The sequence below is a fragment of the Falsiroseomonas tokyonensis genome (assembly GCF_019024325.1).
GTDB lineage: Bacteria > Pseudomonadota > Alphaproteobacteria > Acetobacterales > Acetobacteraceae > Falsiroseomonas > Falsiroseomonas tokyonensis.
The window spans coordinates 853998-873274 of sequence record NZ_JAFNJS010000002.1 but is presented as its reverse complement, the minus strand read 5'-3'; the positions used below and the strand labels follow the sequence as shown (position 1 = coordinate 873274).

The following is a 19277-nucleotide window of genomic DNA, read 5'->3' as shown; positions in this document are numbered from 1 at the left end:
ATGCTGATCGTCGACAGCCACTGCCACCTGGATCATTTCGTGGGGGCGGAGCAGGAGGAGGTGGTGGCCCGCGCCAAGGCCGCTGGCGTGGGGGTGATGGTCACCATCGGCACCCGCCTCGGCGAACAGGCCGCCACCGTGCGGGCCATCGCGGACAAGTATGAGGGCGTCTTCGCCACCGTCGGCATCCACCCCCACAATGCCGGGGAGGGCGAGGTGCCGGACGTTCAGGACATCCTGGCGGAGGCCGACCATCCGCGGGTTGTAGGGATCGGCGAAAGCGGCCTGGACTATTTCTACGACAAGGCGCCGCGGGCCGTGCAGCAGGCCGGCTTCCGCCGCCACATCGCCGCCGCCCGCCAGTCCGGCCTGCCCCTGGTGATCCATGCCCGCGACGCGGATGCCGATATGGCGGCGATCCTGGAGGATGAGGATGCGCGGGGGAAATTCCCCTTCCTGCTGCATTGCTTTTCCTCCGGCGCCGAACTGGCACGCACCGCGGTGCGGCTGGGTGGCTACATCTCCTTCAGCGGCATGCTGACCTTCCCGAAGTCGGATGCCATCCGCGCCGTTGCGGCGGAGACACCGGCGGACCGCCTGCTGGTGGAGACGGACAGCCCCTACCTCGCCCCCGTGCCGCTGCGCGGCAAGCGCTGCGAGCCGGCCTATGTGGTGCATACGGCGGCCAGGCTGGCGGAGGTGAGGGGCCTCGGCATCGCGGCGCTGGCCGACCTCACCACGAGCAACTTCCGACGCCTATTCGCCCGGGCGATCTAGATGCGGGTGACGCTGCTGGGCTGCGGCGGCTCGGCCGGGGTGCCGCAGATCGGCGGCGAGGATGGGCGCGGTGCCTGGGGCGTCTGCGACCCGGCGGAGCCGCGCAATCGCCGCAGCCGGACCTCCGCGGTGGTGGAGGATGCGGCCGGCAGCCGGCTGCTGATCGATGCCGGGCCTGACCTCCGCCAGCAGTTCCTGGATTTTGGATTCGCAACGATCGATGCGGTGGCCTTCACCCATGCCCATGCCGACCATGTGCTGGGCATCGACGACCTGCGCGGCGTCAACCGGCTGCGCGGCACGGCGCTGGAGGCCTTCGGCAGCGCCGAGACGCTGGATCTGCTGATCCAGCGCTTCGACTATGCCTTCCGCCCGCCGACACCGCCCGGCTTCTACCGGCCCGCGCTGACGCCGCGGATCATTGCCCCGGGGGAGACGGTGGAAATGGCCGGGATGCGGGCCGAGGTCTTCCGCCAGGACCACAAGGTGATGGAGACGCTGGGCTTCCGGATCGGCCGCTTTGCCTATTCCACCGATGTGGTGACCATGCCGGAGGAAAGCCTGGCGCGGCTTGAGGGGCTGGATACCTGGGTGGTCGGCTGCTTCCAGCGCAGCCCGCATCCGGTGCATGCGAATGTCGACCAGGTGCTGGCCTGGGTGTCGCGGCTGCGGCCGCGACGGACGGTGCTGACGCATATGGGCATCGACATGGATTTTGCCGAGCTGCGCCGCATGCTGCCCACCGGCGTGGAGCCGGGGCATGACGGGATGGTGCTGGAGATCCGCGCCGCCTGACCGAGGGGGCTGAGGTTCACCCTCCGTTCCAGCGGTCTCCCCAGGGCCGCCCGCCAGGCTTGGCTGCAGCCTCTTCCTTATCCTCATCCTTTGTCTGAAGTTCTCCCCGACTTGTCCCCAGGGCTTTTCTTTCCATAATATTCATTATGCGACAAACGGACATGGGGATAAAAGCTGGGAGGGTTTTGGGGATTGCCGGGGCTGCGCCAGGATGCCGCCGCCTGCCCCGGAGATTCGCGCCCGATGCCCACCGCCCCCCAAGCCGACCCGGCCGCCGCGCTGACGCGGCTGCTCGAGATCATGGTCCGGCTGCGCGCGCCGAATGGCTGCCCCTGGGACCGGGTGCAGGACTTCGCCTCGATCGCGCCCTACACGATCGAGGAAGCCTACGAGGTGGCGGATGCCATCGCCCGGGGCCCGGACTTCCCCCAGCTGCTGGATGAGCTGGGCGACCTGCTGTTCCAGGTCGTCTATCACGCACAGATGGCCGCGGAGGCCGGGCATTTCGGCTTCGCCCAGGTGGCGGAAGCCATCGCCGCCAAGATGATCCGCCGCCATCCGCATGTGTTCGGGGAGGCCGCGGCCCGCGACGCCGGCATGCAGACCGCGGCCTGGGAGGCGCAGAAGGAAGCCGAGCGCGCCGCCCGCGCCGAGACCGGGACGCTCGCCGGCATCCCGGTGGGCCTGCCCGCCCTCACCCGCGCCCTGAAAATCTCCCGCCGCGCCGCGCGGGTCGGCTTCGACTGGCCGGATGCCGGCCAGGTCCTGGACAAGCTGGAGGAGGAAGCGGCGGAGCTGCGGGCGGAGCTGCCGGCGATGGACAAGGCACGCCAGGCGGATGAGCTGGGCGACCTCTTCTTCGTCATGGTGAACCTGGCCCGCAAGCTGGACCTGGACCCCGAGGCCTGCCTGGCCGCCGCCAATGCCAAGTTCGAGCGCCGGTTCCGGGCCGTGGAGACCCGCCTGGCGCAGCGCGGACTGGCGCCGGCAGATGCCGGGCTGGCGGCGATGGAGGCCGAGTGGCAGGCGGTGAAGGCTGCGGAAAAGGGCTGAGCTACAGCGTGACCGGGCATGTAGTAGTGCTACGAAAGTCAGTTGTTGCGCTACTCCAGGCGCCGGTGTGAACTCCGGCCCTGCCTTGGCCGGACCTCTGGAACGGAGGGTGAACTTCGCCCTCGACCCGGCATTTCCCTTTGCGCCAGGCGCCGCCCCGCGTCATTCATTGCGATAAGGGACAGTCCGGGGGAGACCATGGAGGGAGCGGCCGGCCTTCAGGCTCGCTTGCAGCGCCTCTGGCGGAAGCTGGATATCCGCCAGCGGCGCGTCGCGGCGCTGATCCGCACCGGCAACCAGGCGCGGGACCGGCGGGACTGGCCCATGGCGGCCACGTCCTATGCGGCCGCGCTGGCGCTCGATCCCGGACGCGCCCCGATCCGCATCCAGCAGGGCCATGCGCTGAGGGAGATGGGCGATCACACCGGCGCCCTGGCCGCCTATCGTGCGGCCGCGGCACTGGCCCCCGAGAGCGCCGATGCGGCGCTGCATCTGGGCCATCTGCTGGGCCTGCAGGGCGAGCGGCGGGAGGGCTTGGCGCTGCTGCGCGCGGCTCTGCACCGCGCCGGCGCGGATCCGCTACTCTCCGCCGCGATCGCGGAGCTGTCGCGGCTGGAGTTCAACGCGGCCTGGCATGCGGCGGAGGCCGCCCTCGCCCGCCATGACCGCGCCGAGGCCGCATCGCACTACCTCGCCGCGCTGGCCGAGGTGCCGTCGGAGGCCGTGGTGCTCGCCGGGCTGGCGGAGCGGCTGCATGAGACGGGCTCGAAGGATGCGGCCGCCGCGGCCTGCCGCCGGGCGCTCTCCCTGTCCCCCAACCTGCCCCAGGCGGAGACGGTCCTGGCCCTGCTGGAACGCGACGAAGGCAAGCTGGAGGCCGCCTTCGCCCGGCTGGATGCCACCCTGAAGCGGCAGCATGCCAATCCCCGCGCCTGGGCCGCGATGCGGGATCTGCGCGCCGAGCTGAACCTCGGCATCCGCCGCCTGATCGCCGCCGAGCGCGGCGTGCGGGCGGAGGATCTGCCGGCCGCCTTCGACTTCGTCTGCTTCGGCACCACCGGCAGTTGCAATGCCTCCTGCATCCATTGTCCGACCAACAAGCCGGAAACGGCGGAGGCGCCGCGCCACCCGATGCCGATGCCGCTCTTCGAAGGCATCCTGCGGCAGATGGCGGAGCACCACTTCTCCATCCGCGGCCAGATCTCGCTCGGGCTCTGGGGCGATGGGCTGGTCGATCCCCTGGTCGTGGAGCGCGCCCGGCTGGTGCGGGCGCTGTTCCCGGAAGCGCTGGTCTCGGTCAATACCAATGGCGCCGCCTACAACCCGCGGCGGCACAAGGCGCTGTTCGACAGCGTCACCCAGATCGCCGTGCACCTCGAATCCCTGGTGCCGGAGGTCTATGCGGAGCTGATGGCACCGCTGCGCCTGGAACGCGTGCTGCCGAAGATCGAGGCGATCCTCCGGGACTTCCCCGGCAAGGTCTATGTCAGCGTGCCGGTCAGCCGGCTGAACCTGGCGGAGCTGCCGGCGATCCGCGCCTGGTTCCTGGAGCGCGGCGCCAATGGCGTGGCCTTCGACGGGCTGGCCAGCCGCTGCAGCCGCGACCGCACCACCTTCGACCGGATCAGCCTCGGCGCCTCCCCCATCCGCTGCCGGCCGGAACAGGTTTCGGACTGCCTGATCGTCGATTGCGACGGCACGGTGACGATCTGCTGCATGGACTTCGAGCGGCGGGAGCCGGTCGGCAACCTGGCGCGGGACAGCCTGATCGACACCCTGCTCTCCCCCGCCCGGCGGGAAGTGCTGGACCTCTTCGCAGCCGGGCGCCATGCGGAGCGGGAAAGCTGCCGGCTCTGCTACGGCGACCCGCAGACGGTCGTGGCTTAAAGCGTTTTCGAGCCTTGCGGCTTCGCAAGGCGACTCGGAAAACGCGATAAAACAATGAGCTGGAGCCGTTCCACCGTCCTCGCTTGCGGTGCAACGGCTCCAGCCCTCAGCTGGTCGGCGACCGCTCCCCGGCCCGGACCACCTTCCGCTCCGGCAGCGGGATCCATTCCGTCTCGCCCGGCACCGGCATGTTGAAGCGGTCACGCTCCCAATCCGCCTTGGCCTGCTCGATCCGGTCGCGGGAGGAGCTGACGAAGTTCCAGAACAGGTAGCGCGGGCCATCCATGGTGGCCCCGCCCAGCAGCAGCAGCCGCGCGCCCTCCGGCCCCGCGCGCAGCGACATCCGGTCGCCGGCGCGGAAGACCAGCATGCGGCCGGCTTCGAAGACCTGGCCAGCTACCTCGACGCTGCCGGCGAAGACATAGGCGCCGCGCTCCTCCTGCTGGTCCGGCATCGGCAGCTGCGCGCCGGGGGCCAGCACGGCATCGGCGTAGAACAGCTCGCTCAGCGTCGCGACCGGGGAAGAAAGGCCCCAGCCCTGCCCGGCCACCAGGCGCAGCTTGACCCCCTCCGCATCCAGCCGTGGCAGCTCGGCGCTGCCGTGATGCATGAAGGCCGGCGCCGTCTCCTCATGCGCCTTGGGCAGCGCCACCCAGGACTGGATGCCGGACAGGCGATGCGGCGCCGCGCGGCGCGCGGCGGCGGTGCGTTCGGAATGCACGATGCCCTGCCCGGCCGTCATCCAGTTCACGTCGCCGGGCGCGATCGGCAATTCGGTGCCCAGGCTGTCCCGGTGCAAGATCTCGCCCTCGAACAGATAGGTGACGGTGGACAGGCCGATATGCGGATGCGGGCGGACATCCACGCCGGTGCCGGTCAGGAACTCGCCCGGCCCCATCTGGTCGAAGAAGATGAAGGGCCCGACCATCTGGCGTTCCTTCGCCGGCAGGGCGCGGCGCACCTCGAAGCCGCCGATATCATGGCTGCGCGGCAGGATGACGGTCTCGAGGCCCGGCGGCAGCGGGTTGGTCGGGTCGGCGATGCTGGACATGGCGCGGTCTCCCCCTGGAGGTGGTCGATGCACCAGATGGACCGGCGGCATCCCGGGCGCGAATCATCGCCCGGGATGATCGCCATCCGCAAATCGCATCAGCGCGCCAGGCGGAATTCGGCAAGCACGCGGCGGCCCTCCGGCGACATCCGCGGCGCCACCTCCTGCAGCAGAGCGGCCAGTTCCGCGGCCAGATCCGCGCGCCCCTGCTGCACCACGGCGATGGCGGAAGCGAGCGCGGCCGGGTCCACCAGATCGCGCAGCAGCTCCCTTCGCACCGCGGCCAGCGCATCCCGCTGCGCCTGGAAGCGCGCCAGCACGGCCTGGCGGCGGGGCACGAAGGCCTGGCGCAGCTGGGACGCATCGGCTTCCGGCAGCGCGTCCATCAGGCGGCGCAGCGGACGGTCGCTGAGCTCCAGCGCCAGCCCCGCGACCTCGACCGGCGCCGCTTGGCGCCAGGCCTGCGCCGCCAGATAGCCGCCGGCAAACAGGTTGAGCCCGAGCGAGGCGAGCAGCGCCAGGCGCAGGCGGGAGAGGCCGGTCACGAGACATCCTCCTCAAACAGCGCGAGCGGTTCGGTCAGCAGCAGTTCCAGCACCGGATCGCCGCGCGGCGGCAGCGGCAGAAGGCCCTGGCCGGCGAACCAGCCGGCCAGCATCACGCCTGCCAGCCCCACCCCGACCGGCCGGGCAAACAGCCAGCGCCATTCCTGCCAGAGGCGCGCGGCAAGGCTCGCCTCCCGCGCCGCGGCTTCGGCGCGGATGCGGGCCATGCTGGCGGCCACCACCCGTGCTGCGCGCAGCCGGTCCTCGGCCGTCTCCGCCGGGCGGGTGCGCAGCAGCGCCTCCAGCCGCGAAGCCTCCCGCCAGGCGGCCTGGGCCTGCGGGTTGCGATCGCGCAACGTCAGTGCGGCAGCCCGCATCGCCTGCGGCCAGCGCGCCGGGTCGGCCCCATGGGTGTCGAGCAATTGCCGAAAATCCTGGATATCCATGGTCAGTCTCCCCGCATGCGGGCGCGCAGCGCCGCCCGGCCCCGGCGCAGCAGCGACCAGAAGGCCCGCAGGTCCAGCCGCAGCACGGCAGCGGCCTCCGGACCCTCCATTTCCTGGTGGTAGAACAGCGTCAGCGCGGCGCGCTGCCGTTCCGGCAGGGCGGCGAGATGAACGGCCAGCGCCGCCATCTCCGCCTGCCGGCTGGCGAGGTCCAGCGGCGAGGGCGCGGCATCGCGCGCCTCCGCCGCGGCGTCCAGCGGCAAGTCGGCGCCGCGCCGGCGCAGCCGGTCCAGGCAGAGACGCCAGGCGATGGCATGCAGCCAGGTGGCCAGCCGGCCGCGCTCCGCATCGAAGCGCCCGGCCTGCCGCCAGAGCCGCCAGAGCACCTCCTGCACAACCTCCTCCGCCTCCGCGCGGTTTCGCAGCATGCGGTCGGCGAAGCGCAGCAGGGGTGGCGCATGGCGCTCGGCGAGCAGGCGGAAGGCGGCTTCCTCCCCCGCCGCGACGCGGGCCATCAGCGCCGCCTCGCCGGCCTCCGGAACCGCCGGCGCGGAGACCCATTCCGCGGTCACGCCCATCCTGCCGTTCCCATCGGCCCCACCTTCGCAGCCGCGCCACCCTGGCGCGAGCCGTTCTGGGACTGATACGGCGGCTGCGCCGGGAATCGTCGCTGCCCAGGCGCGAGAATTTTCGGCGCCGCGGCGCGGCGATTCTGGCGGGCCGCGCCGTATCAGCCCCGATGACCCGCACGACCCGTCATGCCCTGCCCCGGCGCCTCTGGCTCGCGGCCCTTCTGCCGCTGGCCGGTTGCAGCGGACAGAGCGTGGAATGCCTGACGCTCGACCTGGAGTCCGGGCTCGCCTGGCGCATGCGCGGGACATCCTGGCGGCTGCTGGGCGGGGCGGAGCCTCTCGCCTGCGCGCCTCCCGCTTTGCCGCCAGCCGAGGACGGGCCGCCGGTCCTGCCACCCCCGGCGCCCATGCGCACCTGATCAAAAGGAAACCGAGATGTCCCGCAAGCTGATCCTGGCCACGCTGCTCCTCACCGCCCCCGTCCTGCCCGCCGCCGCCCAGCAGGGGCCGCAGCAGCGCGCGCTGATGCAGGCCTGCGGCGCCGACTACCAGGCCCATTGCGCCAATACGCCGCGCGGCGAGGGCCGCATCCTGGCCTGCCTGCGCCAGCACTCCGCCCAGCTGTCCCAGCCCTGCCGCGATGCGCTGTCGCGGCTGCCGAGCCGGTGAGCGCGATGCGCCGCATCCTGCTGCTCGCCGCCACGGCGATGCTGGCGGCACCCGCCGCCGGCGCCTGGGAGCAGTCGGGCAGCGTGACCACGCCGAATGGGACCTGGACCGGCAGCCGGTCTACCGGTTGCGCGGACGGCACCTGCAGCCGCAGCGGCAGCGTGACGGGGCCGCAGGGCCAGGCGGCCGCGCGCCAGCGCCAGGTCACGCGCATGGCACCGGGCCAATGGAGCGGCACCCGCAGCGCGAGCGGCCTCGGCGGGCGCGCCTATTCGCGAAGCTGGACGCGCAGCCGCTAGCTCAGGGATAGGCGATCGCCACCACCTCGATCTCCTCCGCCCCCGCCGGGGTGCGCAGCCTGCGCGTATCGCCCACCCGCGCGCCCAGCAGCGCGCGGGCCACCGGTGCGACCCAGGAGATGCGGCCGGCGGCGCTGTTGGCCTCATCCACGCCGACGATGGTGATGGTCACCTCGGCATCGTCGGAGGCCCGGGCATAGGTGACGGTGGCACCGAAGAAGACCTGGTCCCGCCGCGCCTGCGCCGCCGGATCGACCACCTGCACCCGTTCCAGCCGCTTGCGGAGGAAGCGCACGCGGCTGTCGATCTGGCGCAAGCGGCGCTTGCCGTATTGGTAGTCCGCATTCTCCGACCGGTCGCCGAGGCCGGCGGCCCAGCTCACCACCTCCACCACCTTGGGCCGTTCCTCGTCCCAGAGCTTGCGGAGCTCCGCGCGCAGGGCGTCATGGCCTGCGGGGGTCATGTAGAAGGGCGTGCCGGGGGGCAGGCCGGGCGGGCCGTCCTCGCCCTCGTCCTCCTCCTCAGCCAAGCAGCGCGTCCCGCGCTTCCTGCCAGGAGGCCTTGTCGGGGGCGCAGATCAGCCCGCCGGTGACATGCTCGCTGGCGCGGTAGTCGCTGCCGTCGAAGCGGGCGGCATAGCCACCGGCCTCCCGGTGCAGCAGCCAGCCGGGCGCGTGATCCCAGGGCATCAGCTTGTTGTAGAACAGCAGATGCGCGTGCCCGCTGGCGGCCAGCCGGTATTCATGCGCCGCGCAGCGGTAGTTCACGATGCCCGCGAGCTTGGGCAGGCGAGAGGCCACCTGGCTGCGCTGCGGTTCCTTGAGAAAACCCCAGGAGACGGCGCCGATCATGCGCCCCATCGGCACCGGCGCGGCGACGCGGAGATCCGCGAAGCGATGGCCCTCGGCATCCTCGAACCAGGCGCCCTCCCCGCGCAGCGCCACCGCGGTGTCGTCGCCCAGCGGATCGTGGATCCAGCCGCCCACCACCTCGCCCTTCACGAAGGCCGCGGCCATGCAGCCGAAGAGCGGCATGCCGGCGGCGAAATTTGCGGTGCCGTCCACCGGGTCCACCACGAAGGCGAGGTCCGCATCGGCCAGCTTCGCCAGCAGCGAGGCATCGGCCGCCGTCGCCTCCTCCCCCACCACCACGCAGCCGGGGAAGCGGGCGCGGAGCGCGGCCTCGATCATGCGTTCGGCGGCCTCGTCGGCTTCCGTCACCAGGTCCAGCGGGCTGGACTTGGTGCGGATATCGCCCGCGGCCAGGCGCCGGAAGCGGGGCAGGATTTCCTTCTTCGTCGCGTCGCGCAGCAGCACGGCGACGTCGCGCGCTGCCCTGGTATCGAAGCGCATCACGGCCCCCGTTGTTCGAAACGTGCCCGATCGGCGGGGGTCAGGCGGACGGAGACGCGGATCGTCTCCTCCGTATCCTCGCGCGCCAGAACCTCGCCATGCTCATAGAGCCAGGCGAGGCTGGCGCCATCCGCGGGCGCCAGGCGGTAGTCCGCGGTTTCCATCCCGGCCGTCATCCGCGCGTCCAGCGCCTCCCGCAGCGCATCCAGCCCGTCGCCGGTCAGTGCGGAGACGGCGATGGCGCCGGGGATTTCGGGGACGGCGTCCACGCCGCCCATCAGGTCGGCCTTGTTCAGCACCTCGATGACGCGGGCCGGCCAGCCCTCATCCATGGTGGCGTCCTCGCCCTCGGCCATCTCGGCCAGCACGCCGAGCACATCGGCGCGCTGGGCGGCGCTGTCCGGGTGGGCGGCATCGCGGACATGCAGGATGATATCGGCCGCCGCCACCTCCTCCAGCGTCGCCCGGAAGGCTTCCACCAGCTGGGTCGGCAGGTCGGAGATGAAGCCCACCGTGTCGGAGAGGATGACGGTGCGGCCGGAGGGCAGCTTGATCGCCCGCATGGTGGGATCGAGGGTCGCGAAAAGCTGGTCCTGGGCGAAGACGCCGGCGCCTGTCAGGGCGTTGAACAGGGTGGACTTGCCGGCATTGGTGTAGCCCACCAGCGCCACCACCGGGTAGGGCACGCGGGCGCGGGCGGAGCGGTGCAGGCCGCGGGTGCGGCGCACCTGCTCCAGCTCCTTCTTCAGGCGCACGATGCGTTCGTCGATCAGCCGCCGGTCGATCTCGATCTGCGATTCGCCCGGGCCGCCGAGGAAGCCGAAGCCGCCGCGCTGACGCTCGAGGTGGGTCCAGGACCGCACCAGACGGGTGCGCTGGTAGGACAGATGGGCGAGCTCCACCTGCAGCGAACCCTCCCGCGTGCGGGCGCGCTCGCCAAAGATCTCCAGGATCAGGCCGGTACGGTCGATGACCTTGGCGCCCCAGGCGCGTTCCAGGTTGCGCTGCTGCACCGGAGACAGGGCGGCATCCACCACCACCACCGTCACGCCGTGGCGCTCGCATTCCTCATGCACCATCTCGACCTGGCCTTCCCCCAGCAGGGTGGAGGGCCGGGTCATGCGCAGCGGGAAGATGGCGGAATGGACGATGGTCAGGCCGATGGAGGCGGTGAGCCCCACCGCCTCGGCCAGCTTCGCCTCCGCCGCGCGATTGGCGCCGGATTCGCCATGCGCCGCGCCGCCGCGCAGCGTGCGGTCATAGGGCAGGATGACGGCGGCCTTCACGGGGCCGCCGCCGGTGTCCTGGGACCTGGGGTCCCCGGCCTTAATCGCGCGATCCGACAGGATTCACCTCGCGGCCCAGCGTCAGCCGGCTTTCACGAACGGGCGCCGCACCCTCGGCGGATTGCGCGGGCGGCGCGGCGCCGGCCCCGGCGGCCGTCGCATCGAACAGCATGATCGGCGCGCCCGGCATCACGGTGCTGATGGCGTGCTTGTAGACCAGCTGGGTATGCCCGTCGCGGCGCAGCAGCACGGAGAAGTTGTCGAACCAGGTGATGATGCCCTGCAGCTTGACGCCATTGACCAGGAAGATCGTCACCGGGGTCTTGGATTTTCGGACGTGGTTCAGGAACACGTCCTGCACGTTCTGGGATTTTTCGGCCATGGGGAGGGTTCCTTCTTCTTCTTGGCCGTTGGACGGCCCGATGCAGGCGGCGCACCGGGCGACAGGTGGCATTGGACCACCATCAGCCGACCGGCGACGTCATCCGGCAACCGGGGTGAACCAGCGGCGCGGACGCCGCTAATCTCCCTCGCCAACCCCTGCCCTGGCAAGGTGCTGCAACTCTGCCGCGAGCGCATGGCCGTCATCGAATACGAGATCGGGCCGCGCCGCCGCCACCCCGCCGTCATGCGGGGCATGGCCGAGCAGCACCGCGGTGCAGCCGGCGGCCCGCGCCGCATCCATGTCCAGGATGGTATCCCCGATATACCACACCGCCGGGCCCGGCTGGATGCCGCAGGATTCGAGCGCCATCAGCAGCGGCGCGGCGGCGGGCTTGTCCGCGCTGGCATCACCCGCGCCGACCAGCGCGGCGAAATGGCCGGCCCAGCCGAGATGCGCGGCCTCCGCCCGCAGCAGCGGCCCCTGCTTGTTGGAGACGACGCCCTGAGGTCCCAGCGCGCCGGCGGCCGCGATGGCCTCGGCGGCGCCGGGCATGGGGTTCAGCACCTCCAGGTGGCAGGACCGGACGGCGGTGTAGAAGACATCCCGCGCCCGTTCCCACTCCGCGCCGAACATGCCCGGAAAGGTATCCCGCAGGGAGCCGCGGACATTGGCCAGCACCGTCTGCCGGTCCCAGGCCGGCATGCCGAATTCGGCAAAGGTCGCGTTCAGCCCATGCTGGATGGCGGCCCAGCCGTCGACCAGGGTGTTGTCCCAATCCCAGAGGATGCAGGCGGGCGGGGTCACGCCGCGTTCTTCACGTCGCCCTTCACATGGCGGGCAAAGATGTCGAACAGCCGCCGCACCACCGGCCCGACCTTGCCATCCCCCACCGGCTGGCCGTCGATCTTCGTGATCGGCTTCACGAAGGAGGTGGCGGAGGTGATGAAGGCCTCCCTCGCCCGCCGCATCTCGTCGATCGAGAATTCGCGCTCGTCATAGGCCATGCCCAGCGTCCGCAGCTCCGCCATCAGCGCGGCGCGGGTGCAGCCGGGCAGGATGACGTGGTCGAGGAAGCGGGTGCGGATGGCGCCATTCTCGTCGACGATCCAGAAGGTGGTCGCTGCCCCCTCCGTCACCATGCCGGTGGCTTCGTCATACAGGATCGCCTCGATGGCGCCCTGCTCCCGCGCCTTTTGCCGGGCCAGGCAATTCGGCAGCAGGTTCACGGACTTGATGTCCCGCCGCGCCCAGCGCAGGTCGGGCATTGTGATGCAGGCGGCCTGCCACTTGTCGACATCGGTGGGATAGGGCGGCACCCGGCGGATGGTCACCACCAGGGCCGGCGGCACGGGCTTCGCCGGGAAGGCATGGTCGCGGCGGGACACGCCCCGCGTGACCTGCATGTAAAGCAGCCCCTCCCGCACCCGGTTCCGCTGCGCCACCTCCCGCAGCACCATGGACAGCGCGGCGCGGGACATCGGCATGGCCAGATGGATCTCGCCCAGCGAGCGTTCCAGCCGGGCCAGGTGCAGATCCTCATCCACATAGCGGCCGTCATGCAGATGGACGACCTCGTAGATGCCATCGCCGAACTGGTAGCCGCGATCCTCGATATTCACCGAGGCTTCGGACTGCGGCAGGTAGCGACCGTTCACATAGGCGATCTTCGACATCTTTGCTTTCCCTCAAACGCCGGCGCGTCGGGGCAGTGCCCCGACCCGGCCGCTTGGCTTTCGCGGCAGGGGCCGCGGCGCCCGTTCGGGCACTAAGCCTGGGCGAAGTGGCCCAGGCTGCAGGCTGCGATAATCTTGTGATCTCGTTGCGTGTGGCTAGCCCCCGGCGGCCGCGGCCGGGGCGCGGTCCTCGGCATGGACCCCCAGGAATTTCAGCTTGCGATGCAACGCGCTGCGTTCCATCCCCACGAAGGCGGCCGTGCGGCTGATATTGCCGCCGAAGCGCAGCAGCTGGGCTTCGAGGTATTGCCGCTCGAACAGTTCACGAGCTTCCCGCAGCGGTAGGGTCATGATCTCGGAGCTGCGGTCCAGCTTCAGCACCGCGGGCGCCGAGGCACCCACCTGGGGCGGCAGCATGTCCGGCCGGATCGGCTCCCGCGCATCGCCCGGGGCCATGATCAGCAGCCAGTCGATCAGGTTGCGCAATTCGCGGACATTGCCGGGCCATTCATAGGCCTGCATGGCCGCCAGCGAATCCTCGGACAGCTCGCGCGGCGCCATGCCGCTGGTCTCGCCGGAGCGGGCCATGAAGTGGCGGGCGAGCGCGGGAATATCCTCCCGCCGCTCCCGCAGCGGCGGGATCTTCAGGGGCACCACGGCGAGCCGGTAGTACAGATCCTCCCGGAACCGCCCGCCGGCGATTTCGGCCTGCAGGTCCCGGTTGGTGGTGGCGATCACCCGCACATCGACGGTCACCCGCTGCGCACCGCCGATCCGGACAAAGCCCTGCTCCTGCAAAGCCCGGACGATCTTGCCCTGGGTTTCCAGCGGCATGTCCGCCACCTCGTCCAGCAGCAGCGTGCCGCCATGGGCGCGTTCCAGCACGCCGGCGCGGCGCGGCTGGGCGGTGGGGTCGCTGCCGGCTTCGACGCCGAACAGCTCCTCCTCGAAGCGCCCGGGCGCCAGGGTGGCGCAGTTCAGCGCGACGAAGGGCCCATCGGCGCGGCGGGACCGGGCATGCAGCATGCGGGCCGCCACCTCCTTCCCCGCCCCCGCCGGCCCGCTGATCAGCACGCGGGACCCGGTGGGCGCCACCCGGTCGATCGCCTGGCGCAGCTGGGTCATGGGGCCGGAAACACCGACCAGCTCCGCCTCTGCCCCCGCCCGCAGCCGCAGCTCGCTATTCTCCCGCTGCAGGCGGGACGCCTCCAGCGCGCGGGAGATCACCAGCAGCAGCCGGTCGGACTTGAAGGGCTTCTCGATGAAGTCGTAGGCGCCGTTCTGGATCGCCTGCACCGCGGTCTCGATGGTGCCATGGCCGGAGATCATCACGCAGGGAACCCGCGGTTCCTCCCCATGCAGCGCCGCCAGGATGCCAAGGCCATCGAGTCGCGAATTCTGCAGCCAGATGTCGAGCACCACCAGCGACGGCCGCCGCGCCTTGAAGGCGGCGATCGCCTGGTCCGAATTCGCTGCCTGCCGCGTCTCATAGCCCTCATCCGACAGGATGCCCTCGATCAGGGCGCGGATGTCCGGCTCATCGTCGACGATCAGGATTTCATGCGCCATGGTCAGCCTGCCCCATCGCCGCGCCCCGCAGATGCGCCCATGACGGGCGTTTCCTCGCGCACTTGTACCTGAAGCGGCCCCGAGTCCTTCGAATCGCTCGGCGCAACCCGAGGAAGAATCAGCAGCGCCCGCGCGCCCGGACCCTCGGACCGGTCCTCAAGCTCGAGCCGCCCGCCATGGTCCTCCATGATCTTCTTCACAATGGCAAGGCCGAGGCCCGTCCCTTTCGCCTTGTGCGTCACATAGGGCTCCGTCAGCCGCGCGCGCTCCTCGCCATCGGGCAGGCCGATGCCGTTATCCTCGACCACCACCGCGAAACCTTCCTCCCTCGGCTCGACCCGGAGCGTGATCCGGCCCGGCTCGCCTTCCTCCCGATGGGCGGAGGCCACGGCATCCGCGGCGTTCTGCAGCAGGTTGGTCAGCGCCTGGCCGATCAGTCGCCGGTCCATGGGCAGGGGCGGCAGGTCTTCCGGGATGGTCGTCTCGTAGCGGATATCGGGATGCGCGCCCTGCTGCAGCACCAGCGCCTCCCGCACCACCTGGTCCAGCCGGTCCGGGCGGATCACCGGCTGGGGCATGCGGGCGAAGGCGGAGAATTCATCCACCATGCGGCCGATATCACCGACCTGGCGCACGATGGTGTCGGTCAACGTCCGGAAGGTCTCGGGATCGCTGCCGATCTCCTTGAGGTATTTGCGCTTCAGGCGCTCCGCCGAGAGCATGATGGGGGTCAGCGGATTCTTGATCTCATGCGCGATGCGCCGCGCCACATCGGCCCAGGCGGCCTTGCGCTGGGCGGATTGCAGCTCTGTGATGTCGTCGAAGGTCAGCACGAAGCCGGCGACGCGGCCGGGCTGGCCCTCGGCGCCGATGCGGGCGATCAGGCTGCGGCGATGGGATGGCGGGCCGATCGGGATTTCGGCCGTGCGGACCCGGTCCGGCTGGCCGCGCGCTTCCGCCACCAGGGCCGCGAATTCCGGGGCGACGCCGGCCAGCGGCAGGCCGATGGCGGCATCGAGGTCCACCCCCAGCAGCTCGCTCGCCGTGCGGTTGGGCAGGTTGATCCGTCCTTCCGCATCCAGCCCGACCACGCCGGCGGAGACGCCGGACAGCACGGTTTCGGTGAAGCGGCGGCGCTCGTCGATCTGGCGATAGGCCTCCATCAGCTCGCCGCGCTGGGCCGATAGCTGGCTGGTCATGCGGTTGAAGGCGCGGGAAAGGCTGGCGAGTTCGTCATCCTGCGTCCCCTCCTCCACCCTTGTGGCCAGGTCGCCGGCCCTCACTCGCTCCGCCGCCGTGATCAGGCGGGAGATCGGCCGGGCCATCTGATTGGCGAAGACCAGCCCCACCAGCACCGCCGCCAGCAGCACCAGCAGGGCCGCGCAGGCGAAGATCATGGCAAAAGTGATCTGCAGGCTGCCGCGGTTGCGGTCGAGCTGGTCGTATTCCTGGAAGGCCAGCTCCGTGGTCCGCATATGGTCCAGCACGCTGCCGTCCAGCGGCCGGCCGATCAGCAGCAGCAGGCCGGGCGGGATATCGAGGCTGGTCACCGCCCGCACCCGCGCATCCGATTCGCCCGGCACCACCGCGACCTCGCCCTGGCGGACCTGTTCCAGCGCCCAGCCCGGCGGCGGCTCGATCATCGCGCCGGGGGTGAAGCCGGCGGCGGCCATGACGCGGCCGAGGGTGGGTTCGAAGACCACCGCCTCGGTCAGGCCGCGGATCGAGGTCTGCGTCGCCAGCAGCCGCTCGAAGGCCGGCATATTGTCCGGCAGGAAGACCTGGGCGGCGCGGTTCAGGTCCGCTGCCATGGCCAGGGCATCCACCCGGATCTCGTCCCGGTGCTGGTCCATCCAGGCGCGGGAGGCGACGAGCGAGGCTTCGAGAGTGGATCGCACCCGGTCGCTGAACCAGGCCTGGATGCCGAGGTTGAAGAAGATGGCGGCGAAGGCGGCGACGATCAGCGCCGGCACCACGGCGACGCCGCCGAACAGCAGCACCAGCCGCACATGCAGCCGGGCGCCGGCCGAGCCGCGCCGCCGCTCCGCCCAGACCCGCACGAGGCGAGAGGCGAGCGAGCCCGCCAGCAGCAGCAGCACGCCGGCATTGCAGAGCACCACGGCGACGATCTGCCCCGGGCTGGTTGGCCCGAAGGGGCTGCCGCCGGCCAGCAGCACGAAGGTGGCAACGCCCAGCAGCACGGCCGTCACCGCCAGGCCGAGCGTGGTGGCCCGGCCGAGCAGGATATCGCTCAGGCGTCTGGTGAAGGTGGCGCTCATGCCCGGCCCAGTATGCCCGAGCCGGCCCCGAAGGCGAAGGGTGCCCCCGGGCGGTAGGCGGTCAGGGCAGGCCCCGCACCACCGGCAGGTCCAGCTCTCGCAGCTTCTTGCGCAGCGTATTGCGGTTCAGGCCGAGCATGGCCGCGGCCTTGATCTGGTTGCCCCGCGTGGCGGACAGCGCCAGTTTCAGCAGGGGCCGCTCCACCTCCGCCAGCACCCGGTCGTAGAGGTCGCGAATCGGCATGCCGTCCTTGTGCGCGGACATGAAGCCGGCCAGGTGGCGCTCCACCGCCTGTTCCAGGGTTTCGGGCGCGCGCGGGCCTTCCTCGGGCGGCGCGGCGGCCTCCGCGAGTTCGGCGCCCACGGCATCGGCGCCGATGATCTCCTGCGGGTAGAGCGCCGCCATCCGGCGCATCAGGTTTTCCAACTCGCGCGCATTGCCCGGCCAGGCGTGCTGCTTCAGGCGGTCCATCGCGCCCTGGTCGAGCTGCTTCTGGGGCAGGCCTGCGGCGCGGGCGCGTTCGAGGAAATGGCGGGCCAGAAGGGGGATATCCTCCAGCCTTTCGCGCAGCGGCGGCAGGCGGATGGGCACCACGTTCAACCGGTAGAACAGGTCTTCCCGGAACATGCCGCCGCGGATGGATTGCCGCAGGTCGCGATGGGTGGCGGCGACGATGCGGACATTGGCCTTGATGGGCTGGCGGCCGCCGACGGTGGTGAATTCGCCTTCCTGCAGCACGCGCAGAAGCCGGGTCTGCGCCTCGGGCGGCATGTCGCCGATCTCGTCGAGGAACAGCGTGCCGCCGGCGGCCTGTTCGAAACGGCCGACGCCGCGGTTCAGCGCGCCGGTGAAGGCGCCGCGCTCATGGCCGAAGAGCTCCGATTCGATCAGCTCGCGCGGGATCGCCGCCATGTTGATGGCGACGAAAGGCCCGCTGCGGCGGCGGCCGTAATCGTGCAGGGCACGCGCCACCAGCTCCTTCCCCGTGCCGCTCTCGCCGGTGATCATCACGGTCAGGTCGGTGGTGGTGAGGCGGGCGACCGTCCGGTAGATCTCCTGCATGGCGGCGGATCGCCCGACCAGCGGCAGCCGCTCCTCCGGCTCCTCCGCCTCCGCGACCGAAGGCTGCGACGGCGCCGCCAAGGCCCGGCCGACAACGGCCAAAAGTTCCTTCAGATCGAAAGGCTTGGGCAGGTAGTCGAAGGCGCCGCGTTGGGTGGCCTTCAGCGCGGTGGAGAAGGTGGACTGCGCCGACATCACCACCACGCGCAGATCCGGCCGCACCCGGCGGATGCGCGGCACCAGGTCCAGCCCGTTCTCATCCGGCATGATTACATCGGTGATCACCAGGTCGCCCTCCCCATCCTCCACCCAACGCCACAACGTGGCGGCGGAGGAGGTTGCGCGCACATGGTAGCCGGATCGGCCAAGCGCCTGGGACAGAACGGTCCTGATGGCGCGATCATCATCCGCGATCAGGATGGTGCGGGTGGTGGCGGAGACCGCGGCAGCGTCACTCATGCGGCAACTCCGGATCGGCGGGGGGTTGGGGGCGGCACGGGCAGGGACAGGCGGAAGGCGGTGCGGCCCGGCCGCGAATCGCATTCGATCAGCGCGCCCTGGTCGGCCACCAGCTTGGCGACCAAAGCGAGGCCCAGCCCCTGCCCGCCCCGCTTGGTGGTGACGAAAGGCTCGAAGAGGGTGGCGCGGACGGCGTCCGGAATCCCCGGCCCATTGTCCCGCACCACCACCTGCAGCGGCAGGTCGACCCGTTCCTGGCTGCCCGGCACGGCGATGCGGACGCCATGGTGATAGCCGGTGCCCAGCCAGATCTCCCCGTCCCGCGAATCAACGGCTTCCGCCGCGTTCTTCACCAGGTTCAGCAGAATCTGGATCAGCAGGTCCCGGTTGCCCCAGACCGGCGGCAGGGAGGGATCGTAGTCCTGGTGGATCTTCAGATGCGCCGCGAAGCCGGACAGCGCGATGCGGCGCACATGGTCCAGCACCTCATGGATATTCACCTCCGCCTGCTCCACCGGGCGGTCGGAGAACATGTCCATCCGCTCCACCAGGTGGCGGATGCGATCCGCCTCGTCCTGGATCAGCTGGCAAAGCTCCCGGTCGCCCTCGCTAGCGCCCTGTTCCAGCAGCTGGGCGGCGCCGCGGATGCCCGAAAGCGGGTTCTTCACTTCATGCGCCAGCATCGCCGCCATGGCGGAGGCGCTGCGCGCGGCGCCGCGGAAATTCAGCTGCCGGTCCAACATCTGGGCCGTGGAACCGTCCTGCAGCGTCAGCACCACCCCGCCCGGCATCTCGGGCAGCGGCGCGCCCTGCGCGGCTACGCCCAGGCGCCGCAGGCGGGGGCTTTCCAGCGCCAGGTCGTGGTCGGATACCGGCGCGTCATGTGCCCGCACCTGGGCCAGCATGGCGAACAGCCGATGGTCGGGCGGCAGCAGGTCGTGCAGCGAATAGCTGCGGAGCGAGGCGGCGGAATGCTGGAAGAACAGCTCCGCCGCCGGATTGGCGAAGCGGAAGCGGTTCTGCGCATCCAGCACCACGGCGGCGATTGGCAGGGCGCCCAGAACGGCGATGGAATCCGGCACGGCGGGCGCCGCCGCCGGCATCGGCAGCCGCAGGG

21 protein-coding genes are annotated in these 19277 nt (G+C 70.9%); 7 read left to right on the top strand and 14 right to left on the bottom strand.

Going from position 1 to position 19277, the window contains the following annotated elements; all coding sequences use genetic code 11:
• From J3S20_RS10375 to J3S20_RS10360, 4 genes are all read left to right on the top strand, one after another.
• On the top strand, positions 1-777 hold the full coding sequence (locus J3S20_RS10375; RefSeq protein WP_216836349.1) for a TatD family hydrolase: 777 nt from the start codon (positions 1-3) through the stop codon (positions 775-777).
• Complete coding sequence (locus J3S20_RS10370) at positions 778-1572, top strand: MBL fold metallo-hydrolase (RefSeq protein ID WP_216836348.1); 795 nt, start codon at positions 778-780, stop codon at positions 1570-1572. It abuts the gene before it with no gap.
• A gap of 243 nt (positions 1573-1815) precedes the next feature.
• On the top strand, positions 1816-2625 hold the full coding sequence (gene mazG, locus J3S20_RS10365; RefSeq protein ID WP_216836347.1) for a nucleoside triphosphate pyrophosphohydrolase: 810 nt from the start codon (positions 1816-1818) through the stop codon (positions 2623-2625).
• Positions 2626-2853: 228 nt separating this feature from the next.
• On the top strand, positions 2854-4512 hold the full coding sequence (locus tag J3S20_RS10360) for a radical SAM/SPASM domain-containing protein (protein ID WP_216836346.1): 1659 nt from the start codon (positions 2854-2856) through the stop codon (positions 4510-4512).
• Between the two features lie 106 nt (positions 4513-4618).
• Here J3S20_RS10360 and J3S20_RS10355 read toward each other — a convergent pair whose 3' ends face one another.
• From J3S20_RS10355 to J3S20_RS10340, 4 genes are all read right to left on the bottom strand, one after another.
• Entirely contained in the window at positions 4619-5563 is a 945-nt protein-coding gene (locus J3S20_RS10355; RefSeq protein WP_216836345.1) for a pirin family protein, read from the bottom strand.
• Positions 5564-5661: 98 nt separating this feature from the next.
• A complete protein-coding gene (locus tag J3S20_RS10350) occupies positions 5662-6108 on the bottom strand; it encodes a periplasmic heavy metal sensor (protein ID WP_216836344.1) in 447 nt (148 codons plus the stop codon).
• A complete protein-coding gene (locus tag J3S20_RS10345; RefSeq protein WP_216836343.1) occupies positions 6105-6554 on the bottom strand; it encodes a hypothetical protein in 450 nt (149 codons plus the stop codon). The genes J3S20_RS10350 and J3S20_RS10345 overlap by 4 nt, the downstream gene beginning before the upstream one ends.
• A gap of 2 nt (positions 6555-6556) precedes the next feature.
• The gene (locus J3S20_RS10340) at positions 6557-7126 is read right to left on the bottom strand and encodes a sigma-70 family RNA polymerase sigma factor (protein ID WP_216836342.1); all 570 of its coding nucleotides are present in this window, start codon (positions 7124-7126) and stop codon (positions 6557-6559) included.
• Between the two features lie 167 nt (positions 7127-7293).
• Here J3S20_RS10340 and J3S20_RS10335 point away from each other — a divergent pair, with 167 nt between their 5' ends.
• From J3S20_RS10335 to J3S20_RS10325, 3 genes are read left to right on the top strand one after another with little or no spacing between them, the layout of a single operon-like run.
• Positions 7294-7545 (top strand): hypothetical protein, encoded by a 252-nt coding sequence (locus J3S20_RS10335; protein ID WP_216836341.1) that lies wholly within the window; start codon positions 7294-7296, stop codon positions 7543-7545.
• A 16-nt stretch (positions 7546-7561) separates the two neighbouring features.
• Entirely contained in the window at positions 7562-7795 is a 234-nt protein-coding gene (locus J3S20_RS10330; RefSeq protein WP_216836340.1) for a cysteine rich repeat-containing protein, read from the top strand.
• Positions 7792-8094, top strand: coding sequence for a hypothetical protein (locus tag J3S20_RS10325; protein ID WP_216836339.1), 303 nt, complete (start codon positions 7792-7794; stop codon positions 8092-8094). Before J3S20_RS10330 ends, J3S20_RS10325 begins: the two co-directional genes overlap by 4 nt.
• A 1-nt stretch (position 8095) precedes the next feature.
• On the opposite strand, the gene greB is transcribed toward J3S20_RS10325, so the two are convergent.
• From greB to J3S20_RS10275, 10 genes are all read right to left on the bottom strand, one after another.
• Positions 8096-8557 carry a transcription elongation factor GreB gene (gene greB / locus J3S20_RS10320; RefSeq protein WP_456305692.1) on the bottom strand — a complete coding sequence of 154 codons (462 nt, stop codon included), beginning with the start codon at positions 8555-8557 and terminating at the stop codon, positions 8096-8098.
• Between the two features lie 58 nt (positions 8558-8615).
• Positions 8616-9446: an inositol monophosphatase family protein gene (locus J3S20_RS10315; protein ID WP_216836337.1), complete on the bottom strand. Its 831-nt coding sequence runs from the start codon at positions 9444-9446 to the stop codon at positions 8616-8618.
• The gene (gene hflX / locus J3S20_RS10310; protein ID WP_216836336.1) at positions 9446-10732 is read right to left on the bottom strand and encodes a GTPase HflX; all 1287 of its coding nucleotides are present in this window, start codon (positions 10730-10732) and stop codon (positions 9446-9448) included. Before hflX ends, J3S20_RS10315 begins: the two co-directional genes overlap by 1 nt.
• A 40-nt stretch (positions 10733-10772) precedes the next feature.
• The gene (gene hfq, locus J3S20_RS10305; RefSeq protein ID WP_216836335.1) at positions 10773-11114 is read right to left on the bottom strand and encodes an RNA chaperone Hfq; all 342 of its coding nucleotides are present in this window, start codon (positions 11112-11114) and stop codon (positions 10773-10775) included.
• Positions 11115-11252: 138 nt separating this feature from the next.
• Entirely contained in the window at positions 11253-11921 is a 669-nt protein-coding gene (locus tag J3S20_RS10300; RefSeq protein WP_216836334.1) for an HAD family hydrolase, read from the bottom strand.
• Positions 11918-12790, bottom strand: a complete 873-nt coding sequence (locus tag J3S20_RS10295) for a D-amino-acid transaminase (protein WP_216836333.1) — start codon at positions 12788-12790, stop codon at positions 11918-11920. Before J3S20_RS10295 ends, J3S20_RS10300 begins: the two co-directional genes overlap by 4 nt.
• 156 nt (positions 12791-12946) lie before the next feature.
• Positions 12947-14359 (bottom strand): nitrogen assimilation response regulator NtrX, encoded by a 1413-nt coding sequence (ntrX, locus tag J3S20_RS10290; RefSeq protein WP_216836332.1) that lies wholly within the window; start codon positions 14357-14359, stop codon positions 12947-12949.
• Positions 14360-14361: 2 nt separating this feature from the next.
• Positions 14362-16638 (bottom strand): sensor histidine kinase NtrY-like, encoded by a 2277-nt coding sequence (locus J3S20_RS10285; RefSeq protein ID WP_216836331.1) that lies wholly within the window; start codon positions 16636-16638, stop codon positions 14362-14364.
• Between the two features lie 61 nt (positions 16639-16699).
• Positions 16700-18160, bottom strand: coding sequence for a nitrogen regulation protein NR(I) (gene ntrC, locus J3S20_RS10280; protein WP_216836330.1), 1461 nt, complete (start codon positions 18158-18160; stop codon positions 16700-16702).
• Positions 18157-19263: a two-component system sensor histidine kinase NtrB gene (locus tag J3S20_RS10275; protein WP_216836440.1), complete on the bottom strand. Its 1107-nt coding sequence runs from the start codon at positions 19261-19263 to the stop codon at positions 18157-18159. Before J3S20_RS10275 ends, ntrC begins: the two co-directional genes overlap by 4 nt.
• Between the last annotated feature and the right edge of the window lie 14 nt (positions 19264-19277).

What these genes read in the sequence shown, in the direction of transcription:
- J3S20_RS10315 (WP_216836337.1), bottom strand. Translation starts at nt 9,446, where the DNA reads ATGCGCTTCGATACCAGGGCAGCGCGCGACGTCGCCGTGCTGCTGCGC.
- J3S20_RS10375 (WP_216836349.1), top strand. Translation starts at nt 1, where the DNA reads ATGCTGATCGTCGACAGCCACTGCCACCTGGATCATTTCGTGGGGGCG.
- J3S20_RS10285 (WP_216836331.1), bottom strand. Translation starts at nt 16,638, where the DNA reads ATGAGCGCCACCTTCACCAGACGCCTGAGCGATATCCTGCTCGGCCGG.
- J3S20_RS10330 (WP_216836340.1), top strand. Translation starts at nt 7,562, where the DNA reads ATGTCCCGCAAGCTGATCCTGGCCACGCTGCTCCTCACCGCCCCCGTC.
- mazG (WP_216836347.1), top strand. Translation starts at nt 1,816, where the DNA reads ATGCCCACCGCCCCCCAAGCCGACCCGGCCGCCGCGCTGACGCGGCTG.
- J3S20_RS10335 (WP_216836341.1), top strand. Translation starts at nt 7,294, where the DNA reads ATGACCCGCACGACCCGTCATGCCCTGCCCCGGCGCCTCTGGCTCGCG.
- J3S20_RS10370 (WP_216836348.1), top strand. Translation starts at nt 778, where the DNA reads ATGCGGGTGACGCTGCTGGGCTGCGGCGGCTCGGCCGGGGTGCCGCAG.
- J3S20_RS10345 (WP_216836343.1), bottom strand. Translation starts at nt 6,554, where the DNA reads ATGGATATCCAGGATTTTCGGCAATTGCTCGACACCCATGGGGCCGAC.
- J3S20_RS10275 (WP_216836440.1), bottom strand. Translation starts at nt 19,263, where the DNA reads ATGCCGGCGGCGGCGCCCGCCGTGCCGGATTCCATCGCCGTTCTGGGC.
- greB (WP_456305692.1), bottom strand. Translation starts at nt 8,557, where the DNA reads ATGACCCCCGCAGGCCATGACGCCCTGCGCGCGGAGCTCCGCAAGCTC.
- J3S20_RS10295 (WP_216836333.1), bottom strand. Translation starts at nt 12,790, where the DNA reads ATGTCGAAGATCGCCTATGTGAACGGTCGCTACCTGCCGCAGTCCGAA.
- J3S20_RS10355 (WP_216836345.1), bottom strand. Translation starts at nt 5,563, where the DNA reads ATGTCCAGCATCGCCGACCCGACCAACCCGCTGCCGCCGGGCCTCGAG.
- ntrX (WP_216836332.1), bottom strand. Translation starts at nt 14,359, where the DNA reads ATGGCGCATGAAATCCTGATCGTCGACGATGAGCCGGACATCCGCGCC.
- ntrC (WP_216836330.1), bottom strand. Translation starts at nt 18,160, where the DNA reads ATGAGTGACGCTGCCGCGGTCTCCGCCACCACCCGCACCATCCTGATC.
- hfq (WP_216836335.1), bottom strand. Translation starts at nt 11,114, where the DNA reads ATGGCCGAAAAATCCCAGAACGTGCAGGACGTGTTCCTGAACCACGTC.